Source organism: Rhizobacter sp. P1_G5 (assembly GCF_056405435.1).
The window spans coordinates 1-10,568 of sequence record NZ_JBFUCB010000161.1 but is presented as its reverse complement, the minus strand read 5'-3'; the positions used below and the strand labels follow the sequence as shown (position 1 = coordinate 10,568).

Below are 10,568 nucleotides of genomic sequence, written 5' to 3'. Positions count from 1 at the left end.
GTTCACCGGGATACGGCGCGAAATCCAGGCCCTCGGCCTCTTTCTTCAGGTAAATGCATTGCACCATTCGAGCCATGACGTAACTCCTGTCGATCTGTTTGTAATGTCGTGAAACGAAACCGGCGGATCAGGCCAGTTTCTTGACGAGAACCTGGGAGCGCCGGTCCCAGTTGTATTTGCGCTTGCGGGCCTCGGGCAGCCAATCGGGGTCGACCTGCTTGAAGCCGCGCTTGATGAACCAATGCATCGTTCGGGTGGTCAGCACGAAAATGCTGTCGAACCCGGCACCGCGTGCGCGCTGTTCGATGCGCTTGAGTATTTTCTCGCCATCGCCTTGCCCTTGCACATTCGGGGACACCGTCAGCGCGGCCATTTCGGCGGTATGCGCCTCGGGATACGGATACAGGGCGGCACAGCCGAAGATGACGCCGTCATGTTCGATGACGGTGTAATGGTCGATATCTCGCTCGATTTCGGTCCGGTCGCGTTTGACCAGGGTTCCGTCCTTCTCGAACGGCTCGATCAGTTGCAGGATGCCGCCGATGTCGTCGGAGGTGGCTTCGCGCAGGCTTTCGAGTTTCTCGTCGACGATCATCGTGCCCACACCATCGTGGGTGAACAATTCCATCAGCACCGAGCCGTCGACCGAGAACGGCACGATGTGCACGCGCTCGACGCCGTCTTCGCAGGCTTTCACGGCGTGYTGCAGGTAGAACGCGGTGTCGGTCGGCTGCATCGGGTTGGGCAGCCCGGCGAGCAGCTTGCGGGCGTCGGCCAGCCCCAGTTCCTGGTCGATCTCGCTGTCGGGGTCGAGCGGGTCGAGCGGAATGCCCCGCACCTCGGTGACGTAGATCAGCTTGTCGGCCTGCAGCTCGCTCGCCGTGCTGGCGGCGACGTCTTCCATGCTGAGGTTGAAGGCCTCGCCGGTGGGCGAGAAGCCGAACGGCGACAGCATCGCGAGCGCGCCGATCTCGACCAGCTTGCGGATGCCGCTCGCATCGATCTTGCGCACCAGGCCGGTGTGCTGGAAATCGACGCCGTCGACGATGCCGACCGGGCGTGCGGTGATGAAGTTGCCGGAGACGACGCGGATCTGGCTGTGCGCCATCGGCGTATTCGGCAGGCCTTGCGAGAAGGCGGCCTCGATCTCGTAGCGCAGCTGGCCGGCGGCCTCCTGCGCGCAGTCGAGCGCGAGCGGGTCGGTGACGCGCATGCCGTGGCTGAAGCGCGAGGTGTGGCCCTTGGCGCGCAGCTGCTCTTCGACCTGCGGCCGGAAGCCGTGCACCAGCACCAGCTTGATGCCCATCGCATGCAGGATCGCGAGATCCTGTGCGAAAGCCGACAGCTTGCCGGCGGCGATCAGCTCGCCGGCGATGGCCACGACGAAGGTCTTGCCGCGGTGCGCATGGATGTGCGGCGCCACCGAACGGAACCACGGCACGAAGGTGTGGGGGAAGACGAGGTTCATGGCGTGGCCGCACGACCGGCCGCAGTTTGAAATAATCGACGATTTTGCACGAAGGCTTCGAGTGACCTCTGCCCCGCGCCGCGGCCCAACGCCGGTGGCCAATCCTGTCCCGCCAATCACCTTCCCCGAATCGCTGCCAGTGTCGTCGCGGCGCGACGAGATCGCCCAGGCCATCGAGGCGAACCAGGTCGTGATCGTCTGCGGCGAGACCGGCTCCGGCAAGACCACGCAGTTGCCGAAGATCGCGCTCTCGCTCGGCCGCGGCAAGGGCGCGGGCGGCAAGGGGCTGATCGGCCACACGCAGCCGCGGCGCATTGCCGCATCGAGCGTGGCCAAGCGCATCGCGCAGGAGCTGAACACGCCGCTGGGCGAGCACGTCGGCTTCAAGGTGCGGTTTCAAGACCGGCTGTCGCCCGGCGCGAGCGTCAAGCTGATGACCGACGGCATCCTGCTGGCCGAGACGCAGACCGACCCGCTGCTGAAGGCCTACGACACGCTGATCATCGACGAGGCCCACGAGCGCAGCCTGAACATCGACTTCCTGCTCGGCTACCTGCGGCAGATCCTGCCGCGCCGGCCCGACCTGAAGATCATCGTCACGTCGGCCACGATCGATGCCGACCGCTTTGCGCAGCACTTCGCGTCGCGCCACGGGCCGGCGCCGGTGATCCAGGTGTCGGGGCGGCTGTTTCCGGTCGAGCAGCGCTGGCGGCCGTTCGAGGAATCGCGCGAATACGGCCTGAACGACGCGATCGGCGATGCGGTCGACGAGCTGTGGCGCGAGGGCGCCGGCGACRTGCTGGTGTTCCTGCCGGGMGAGCGCGAGATCCGCGAGGCGGCYGASCACYTGCGCAAGCACCACCCGCCGGGCGTCGAGGTGGTGCCGCTGTTCGCGCGCCTGAGCCAGCAGGAGCAGGATGCCGTGTTCGAGCCGCACAGCGCGCGCCGCATCGTGCTGGCCACCAACGTCGCCGAGACCTCGCTGACGGTGCCGGGCATCCAGTACGTGATCGATGCCGGCACCGCGCGCGTCAAGCGCTACAGCTACCGCAACAAGGTCGAGCAGCTGCAGATCGAGCCGGTCAGCCAGGCGGCCGCCAACCAGCGTGCCGGGCGCTGCGKGCGTGTCAGCAACGGCATCTGCATCCGGCTCTACGACGAAAAGGACTACAGCGAACGGCCGCGCTTCACCGACCCGGAGATCCTGCGCTCGTCGCTGGCCGGCGTGATCCTGCGCATGATGTCGCTCGGGCTCGGGCTGGTGGAGGACTTCCCGTTCCTCGAGCCGCCGCCGCGCCGCGCGATCGCCGACGGCTACCAGCTGCTGCACGAGCTGGGCGCGGTGGACGAACAGAACGAGCTGACGCCGACCGGCCGCGAGCTGTCCAAATTGCCGCTCGACCCGCGTGTGGGCCGCATGATCCTGGAGGCGCGCAACCGCGAATCGCTGGCCGAGGTGCTGGTGATCGCGTCGTCGCTGAGCGTGCAGGACGCGCGCGACCGGCCGATGGAGCACCAGCAGGCGGCCGATGCGGCGCACAAGAAGTTCGACGACGACCGTTCCGAATTCCTCGGCACGCTGAAGCTCTGGAAGTGGCTCGAAGACGCGCGTGGCGGCAGCAAGGAGCACAAGCTCTCGCACCGCAAGCAGGAGCAGCTGCTGCGCGACAACTTCGTCTCGCCCCGCCGCGTGCGCGAGTGGCGCGACATCCATTCGCAGCTGCACACCGTGGTGGCCGAGCACGGCTGGCGGCTCAACACGCTGCCGGCCACCTACGACCAGCTGCACCTGGCGATGCTGGCCGGGCTGCTGGGCAACATCGGCCAGAAGAGCGACGAGGACGACTGGTACCTCGGCGCGCGCGGCATCAAGTTCTACAAGCACCCCGGTTCGCACCTCGGCAAGAAGCCGGGGCGCTGGATCGTCGCGGCCGAGCTGGTCGAGACGACGCGGCTGTTCGGCCGCGGCATCGCCAACATCGAGCCGCAGTGGCTGCCGGGCATCGCCGGCCACCTGATCAAGACGCAGCTGCTGGAACCGCACTGGGAGAAGAAGGCGGCCGAGGTGGTCGCGCTGGAGCGGGCGACGCTGTACGGCCTGGTGATCTACAGCAACCGGCGCGTCAATTTCGGGCGCGTCGATGCGGTGGCGGCGCGCGAGATCTTCATCCGCGAGGCGCTGGTGAACGGCGAGTGGGAGACGCGGCTGCCCTTCCTTGCGGCCAACCGCAAGCTGATCGCGCAGGTGGAGGAGCTGGAGCACAAGTCGCGCCGGCAGGACGTGCTGGTCGACGACGAACTGATCCACGCGTTCTACGACCAGCAGCTGCCGGCCGACGTGTGCAGCGGCCACAGCCTGGAGCGCTGGTACCGCGAGGAGAGCCAGCGCCAGCCGAAGCTGCTGTTCCTGACGCGCGAGGAGCTGATGCGGCACGAGGCGRCCGGCATCACGACCGCGTCGTTCCCGAAGACGCTGCGCATGGGCGGCGTCGATTGCAGCGCGACCTACCTGCACGACCCGGGCGACCCGAAGGACGGCGTCACCGTCACCGTGCCGATCTACGCGCTGAACCAGGTGAGCGACGAGCGCTGCGAATGGCTGGTGCCCGGCATGCTGAAGGACAAGGTGCTGGCGCTGGTGAAGACCTTGCACCAGCGGCCGCGCTCGCGGCTGGTACCGTTGCCGGACTATGCGCAGGGCTTCGTCGACCAGGTGCACGAGGCGCATGGCTTCGGCACGGGCAGCCTGGTGGACGTGCTGCTGAAGGCGGTGCGCGACAAGACGCAGCTCGACGTGAAGCGCAACGACTTCAAGCTCGAGCAGCTGTCGCCGCACCTGTTCATGAATTTCCGCGTGGTCGACGAGAACGGCCGGCAGCTGGGGCAGGGGCGCAACCTCGCCAGCCTGAAGGCCGAGCTGGGCGGGCAGGCGCGGTCGGCGTTCCAGGCGCTGGCGGTGCTGCGGCCGGCGGTGGCCACGGCACCCGCTGCCGCAGCGACGCCGGCGGGAGCGAACACGATCGTCGTCAGGACGGCGCCGGGCCGCGCGAGCGCGCCGGTGGCGGAAGCGCCCGAGCCGACCTACACCGACTGGACCTTCGGCGAGTTGCCGGAGCTGATGGAGGTGAAGCGCGGCAGCCAGGTGCTGGTGGGGTTCCCGGCGCTGATCGACCGGGGCAGCCATGTGCAGATCGAGGTGTTCGACGAGCCCGACGTGGCGGCGCACAAGCACCGGGCCGGCCWGYGGCGGCTGGTGGCGCTGCAGATCCGTGACGCGCTGAAGTACCTCGAGAAGAACATCCCCGACCTGCAGAAGATGGCGGTGCTGTACATGCCGCTGGGCACGGCCGAGGAACTGCGCGAGCAGATCATCGACCTGGCGCTCGACCGCGCGTTCCTTGCCGACCCGCTGCCGGCCGATGCRCAGGCCTTCCGGCGGCGCATCGACGAAGGGCGAGGGCGCCTGACGCTGATCGCCAACGAGATCGCCCGCAGCGTGATCGTGGTGCTGACCGAATTCGCCGCGGCGCAGCGCAAGCTGAAGGATGCGCGGGCGCCGAAGGACGTGGCCGACGACGTGCAGGCGCAGCTGGCACGCCTGGTGCCGAAGCGTTTCGTGGGGGCGACGCCGTGGGCCCAGCTGGCGCACCTGCCGCGCTACCTGAAGGGCGTGGTGATGCGGCTGGACAAGCTGCGCGCCGACCCGGCGCGGGATGCCCAGCGGCTGGCCGAACTGCGTCCGCTGGAGCAGCGCTGGCTGCGGCTGCTGGCCGATCGCAAGGGCGTGCACGACGGGCGGCTGGAGGAGTTCCGCTGGCTGCTGGAGGAGCTGCGGGTCAGCCTGTTTGCGCAGGAGCTGCGCACGCCGCAGCCGGTGAGCGTGAAGCGGCTGGAGAAGGCGCTGGGGGCGCTGACGGTGTGACGGATGCAGCGGAGGCCGGACGGAATTCGATGCGAAGTCGATCTGTTCCGGTGCGCGAGCGGCCCGAATCGCTGCGAGCGCTGGTTACAATGCGCCGGTTCGGGGTGTAGCGCAGCCTGGTAGCGCAACTGGTTTGGGACCAGTGGGTCGGATGTTCGAATCATCTCACCCCGACCATCAACTCTCTCCCATCTGCAGGCCCTCAGCCTRTTCCCTCGCTGCCCGTAGCTCAACTGGATAGAGCAGCTGCCTTCTAAGCAGCAGGTCGGGGGTTCGAGTCCCTCCGGGCAGGCCAAGATCAACGACCTGGACGCGGTGGCGATCGACACCGGCGGCCACCGGGCAAGCCGATCAAGAGAGCCAATCGATGGTTCGCCGCAAGCGATCTCGCGTTGCCGGACACCACTTCGCTTCACCAGACGGTCGCGGCGGCGCGGGCTGAACAGAATCGGAAGCGTCGCAACCACCGCCGCGCTCGCCGCAACGATCATGCCTACCGGGTTCCCTCCACCGACCTTCCATTACCCCACCACCTCCTACGGGAGACCGCAGCAACCGGTGCCGCATGCGCCGCAGCAGCCGCACGGCCCGATGCCGCAAGGCGGGCCTGCGATGCAGCCCCCGCTGGGCATGCCGACGTCGGCGCGCCGCAAGACCAATGGCTCGATGCCGCCGCAACTGCCGCTCGGCATGCAGAAGCAGCAGGACTCCCAGTCGTGCTGGAATGCCGCGAGCCAGTCGTCGATGGCGTACTACGGCCTGCAGCATTCGCAGCAGGAGATTGCCCACGCGATCGGCGTGGCGCCGGGCCAGCCCGGCAACCCGGGCAAGGTCTACAAGCACTACGGCATGGACAACGGGAAGATCCCGTTCGAGCACATGAGCCCCGGCGATCAGACCCAGCAGGAAGCGTTGCGCCTGGCACAGACCATCCGCCACGAGCTCAGCCAGCAGCATCCGATGACACTGCAGCTCACCAGCACGGACCAGCACATGCAGCCGTTCCAGCACGCCGTCAACGTGCTGTCCATCGATCGGAACAACAACGTGCTGCTCGCGGATCCGGCGCGCCCAGGGGTACCGATCCAGGCCCACGTCTCGCAGCTGCTGACGGGTTGGCAGCCCTATGACGGTTCCGGTGCCTCCATGAATCCCGAGGTGCACCTGAAGAACCTGTACCCGACGAAGACCCCGCCGGGTTCGCCGAGCTATGCGACGGGTCTTCCGCTGCGGCCGGACAAGTATTGGGGCTGAGGGCGCAGCGTGCGGCTTCTGATCCATGTCAGTGGCATGCTGCCGGCATGGATCGAGTCACCCGCCGGCCGGCGCTTCGCGGCGGCCTCATCGCCCTCGTCGCCGCTGTTCTTTTCGGAGCCAGCACACCGCTGGTTCAGCGTTTCGGCGTGGGGGTCGGCAGTTTCACCACGGCGGCGCTGCTGTATGCGGGCGCTGCCCTGGTCGGATGGGTGCTTCGCCGTCCCGTCGAGCACGAGGCTCGCGTCCGTCGCAGCGATGCAGGTCGGCTGACCCTGATGGCGGTGTCTGGCGCCGCGGTCGGCCCCGTCGCGCTGTCTTGGGGGCTGCAGCACACCAGTGGAGCCGGCGCTTCGCTCATGCTCACGCTGGAGGCGGTATTCACCGCGGTGCTGGCCATGCTCTGGTACCGCGAGGCGATGGACCGGCGCGTCCTCCTGGCCATGACATTGCTGACGCTGGGCGGCATGGCGCTGATCATCGACCGAGCCTCGGCAGGCGTCAGCCAGACCCTGGGGCTTCTGGCCGTGCTCGCCGCGACCGCAGCCTGGGGCGTCGACAACACGCTGTCGCGCGGGGTCGCCGACCGCGATCCCGGCCAGGTGGTGATGTACAAGGGATTGCTGGGTGCGATGGCAACGGCCGCTCTCGCAGGGGCCTTCGACGAACCGGTGCCGGCCGCCGGGCAGGCGGGTGCCCTTCTTGCGGTGGGTGCGACAGGCTACGGGCTGAGCCTGCGCTTCTACCTGCTCGCTCAACGTGCGTTCGGTKCAGTGCGCACCGGCTCCGTCTTCGCGTTCGCTCCGTTCGTCGGCGCACTGTTGGCCTTCCTGCTGGGGGAGCGCAGCGGAAGCGGCTGGATGCTGGCGGGGGCCTGCTTGATGATCCTCGGCATCGTCTTGCATCTTGTCGAGCGCCACGAGCACCAGCACCAGCACGACGAACTGGAGCACGAACACGCCCACCGCCATGACGACGGGCACCACGACCACGGCCACGATGCACTGCCAGCCGGTGCGGTGCACAGCCATCCGCACCGTCACGAGCCGATGCGTCATGCACACCCGCACGTCCCCGATGAGCACCATCGGCACGTGCATTGAGGTGATCTCGCTGCCGGCCCATCCTGCGAGCCGTCAACGGCGCACGCAGGCCTCGATCTCGGCCAGCAGCAGTGYCGGCTCCAGCGGCCGCAGCAGGTAGCGGAAGGCACCGAGCTCCAGCCCCAGTTGGCGCGAGGCCTCGTTCCAGTGCGTCGACGACAGGAAGATGAACGGGATGTCGCGCAGCCGCGGGTCGGCCTTCACGCTGCGGATGAAGTCGAAGCCGGTGCCCTCGCTCATGCCGACGTCCGAGATGATCAGCGCCGGCAGCCGCTCGCGCGCCATCTGCAGCGCGAGGCCGGGCGTCAACGCCGTCAACACCTCGTAGCCGTGCGGCTGCAGCAGGTCGCGCTTGAGTTCGAGGTTGATCGGCGAATCGTCGACCACCAGGATGGTGGCGACGGGCACCGCCGGCCGGCGAGCCGCGGCCGGCGCCGTGCCGGGCGCCTCGTTCGACCGGCGCAGGCCGGCCGGCAGCAGCTGGTTGACCGCCTCGATGAAGCTCAGCGGCTCCAGCGGCTTCGAGATGTAGCCATCGAAGCCCTGTTCCAGCACGCGCTCGCGGTCGCCCACCATCGCGAACGCGGTCACCGCGACCAGGGGCACCTCGCGTAGCGCGGGGTCGGCCTTGGCCAGGCGCGCGAACTCCATGCCGTCGATCTCGGGCATCTGGATGTCGCACAGGATCAGGTCAGGCTTCTCGCGCCGAGCGATGTCCAGCCCGACGCGCCCGTCGACCGCCTTCAGCGTCTCGAAGCCGAACGCGCGCAGCAGGTAGTCCATCAGCTCGCGGTTCATCGCGTTGTCTTCGACGATCAGCACCCGTGCGCCCATGCCGTCAGTCCTGCGCGATCGGCAGCACCAGCGTGAAGCGGCTGCCCCGGCCGACCTCGCTGCTCAGCTCGATGTGTCCACCCAGCAGCTCGGCCAGCTTGCGGCTCAGGTACAGGCCGAGGCCGGTGCCCTCGGTGCGCGCCCGCGCAGCACTGCTGCCCACCCGCGCGAAGGCCTGGAACAGCGTGGCCTGGTCCTGCGCCGAGATGCCGGCACCGGTGTCGGTCACCGCCAGCTCGACGCAGCGGTCCACGTCGCGGTCCCTGAAGCCGACCGACATCGACACCGTGCCCGCTTCGGTGAACTTGATCGCGTTGTTCACCAGGTTGATCAGGATCTGGTGCACCGCGCGGCGGTCGGTGTGCACCTCGATCGCGCCGTCGGGCATCTGCACCAGCAGCCGCAGCCCCTTGCCCTCGGCCACCGGCTGCAGCGTGGACGCCACCTCGTCCACCAGCGAGCGGCAGGCCACCGGGACCAGCTGCATCTGCACGTTGCCGGAATCGATCTTCGCCAGGTCCAGCAGGTCGTTGATCAGCGACAGCAGGTGCTTGGCGCTGGACTGCACCATGCCCAGCTGCTTCTCCTGGTCGGACGTCAGCGGCCCCGGCAGCTTCATCAGCAGCAGGCCGGTGAAGCCGATCACCGCGTTCAGCGGCGTGCGCAACTCGTGGCTCATGGTCGCGAGGAACTTGTCCTTGGCCTGGTTGGCCCGCTCGAGCTCGAGGTTCTTCTCCTGCAGCGCGTGCTCGACGCGCCGGCGCTCGGTGATGTCGCGGATCGAGCTGCTGACCAGCGTGCCGTCCTCGGTCTCCAGCGGGCTCAGGCTGATCTCGACCGGAAACTCCGAGCCGTCGCGCCGCCGCCCGTGCAGTTCCAGGCCTTCGCCCATCGAGCGCACCTTCGGGTCGGCGATGAAGCGCGTGCGGTGCCCGGGATGGTTGCCGCGGAAGCGCTCGGGCACCAGCAGGTCCACCGACTGGCCCAGCAGCTCGGCACGCGGGTAGCCGAACAGCCGCTCGGTCTGCGTGTTGACCAGCACGATGTGGCCGTCGCGGTCGACGATGACGATGGCATCGGGGGCCGATTCGAGCAGGCCGCGGAACTTCTGCTCGGCCTTGCGGCGGTAGGTCATGTCGCGGATCGCGCTCATGCCCATGCGCCCGGCCTCGGTCTCCAGCGGGCTCAGGCTGATCTCGACCGGAAACTCCTCGCCGTTCTTGCGCAGCCCGTACAGCTGCAACCCCAGGCCCATCTCGCGCGTGCGCGACTGCGCCATGTAGTGCGCCCGGTGCCCGACATGCGCGCCGCGAAAGCGCTCGGGCATCAGCATCTCCAGCGGCCGGCCGGCGATCTCGTCGCGGCGGTAGCCGAAGACCGCCTCGGCCTGGCCATTGACGAACACGATGCGGCCGATGTCGTTGACGATCACGATCGCGTCCGGCGTCGATTCGAGCAGGCCGCGGTAGCGGGTGTCGATCAGGTCGGCATCGCGCTGCATCTTCATGTGGGTGACGTCGGCCAGGCGGTGCAGGTGGCCGCCGACCTGGCCGGCCACCGGCTCGAGCATCCGCGTCGACGCCAGCACGTAGATCAGCGAGCCGTCGCGGCAGCGGCGCACCACCTCGCGGCTGCGCTCGTCGCCCACCGGCTCGGGCGGGTCCGTGGGCGCCAGCAGCTCCGGGAGCAGCCGGCCGATCGCCTCGTCGCGCCGGTAGCCGAACATCGCCTCGGCGGCCGGGTTCCACCAGGTGACGCGGCCGTCGTCCCCGGTGGCGATCAAGGCGTCCGGCGACTCCTGCGAGAGTCGCGCGGCCAGGGGGTCGGCTGTCGTCATGGCGAGTCCTCCCGCACGACGGCCGAAACAGCGCGCGGGCCGCGTGCAGTGCATTGTTGTCGATGTAACAGACCGCATTGGGCACCTTGCCCGGCGGTTGCGCAAGAGGCGCGAGCCGGCGCAGCTCGACGGACGAGGCTAGTCGGAACC

At 68.5% G+C, this 10,568-nt stretch carries 7 protein-coding genes and 2 tRNA genes; 5 read left to right on the top strand and 4 right to left on the bottom strand.

All coding sequences use genetic code 11. The features are described from left to right. Nucleotides 1–76, bottom strand: a 76-nt coding sequence (locus tag AC1D12_RS13525; protein ID WP_477840939.1) for a Fe(2+)-trafficking protein, incomplete at its 3' end; no start/stop codon positions are given. A 51-nt stretch (nucleotides 77–127) separates the two neighbouring features. After that, nucleotides 128–1,468 carry an amino-acid N-acetyltransferase gene (argA, locus tag AC1D12_RS13520; RefSeq protein ID WP_047508943.1) on the bottom strand — a complete coding sequence of 447 codons (1,341 nt, stop codon included), beginning with the start codon at nucleotides 1,466–1,468 and terminating at the stop codon, nucleotides 128–130. On the opposite strand from argA, the gene hrpA reads away from it, so the two are divergent. The 5 genes from hrpA (at nucleotide 1,467) to AC1D12_RS13495 (ending at nucleotide 7,747) form a co-directional block, all read left to right on the top strand. Beyond that, a complete protein-coding gene (gene hrpA / locus AC1D12_RS13515; RefSeq protein ID WP_477840937.1) occupies nucleotides 1,467–5,390 on the top strand; it encodes an ATP-dependent RNA helicase HrpA in 3,924 nt (1,307 codons plus the stop codon). The two genes, argA and hrpA, sit on opposite strands and share 2 nt — an antisense overlap. Nucleotides 5,391–5,490: 100 nt before the next feature. Further along, nucleotides 5,491–5,567: transfer RNA gene (locus tag AC1D12_RS13510), tRNA-Pro, on the top strand. 41 nt (nucleotides 5,568–5,608) lie between these two features. Then, nucleotides 5,609–5,685 (top strand) — tRNA-Arg (locus AC1D12_RS13505). A gap of 20 nt (nucleotides 5,686–5,705) precedes the next feature. Beyond that, nucleotides 5,706–6,644, top strand: a complete 939-nt coding sequence (locus tag AC1D12_RS13500) for a C39 family peptidase (protein WP_477840935.1) — start codon at nucleotides 5,706–5,708, stop codon at nucleotides 6,642–6,644. A gap of 47 nt (nucleotides 6,645–6,691) precedes the next feature. After that, a complete protein-coding gene (locus AC1D12_RS13495) occupies nucleotides 6,692–7,747 on the top strand; it encodes a DMT family transporter (protein ID WP_477840933.1) in 1,056 nt (351 codons plus the stop codon). Between the two features lie 33 nt (nucleotides 7,748–7,780). Here AC1D12_RS13495 and AC1D12_RS13490 read toward each other — a convergent pair whose 3' ends face one another. Both AC1D12_RS13490 and AC1D12_RS13485 read right to left on the bottom strand, forming a co-directional pair. Then, nucleotides 7,781–8,581, bottom strand: coding sequence for a response regulator (locus AC1D12_RS13490; RefSeq protein ID WP_477840931.1), 801 nt, complete (start codon nucleotides 8,579–8,581; stop codon nucleotides 7,781–7,783). A gap of 4 nt (nucleotides 8,582–8,585) precedes the next feature. Next, entirely contained in the window at nucleotides 8,586–10,418 is a 1,833-nt protein-coding gene (locus AC1D12_RS13485; RefSeq protein ID WP_477840929.1) for a PAS domain S-box protein, read from the bottom strand. Nucleotides 10,419–10,568 lie beyond the last annotated feature (150 nt).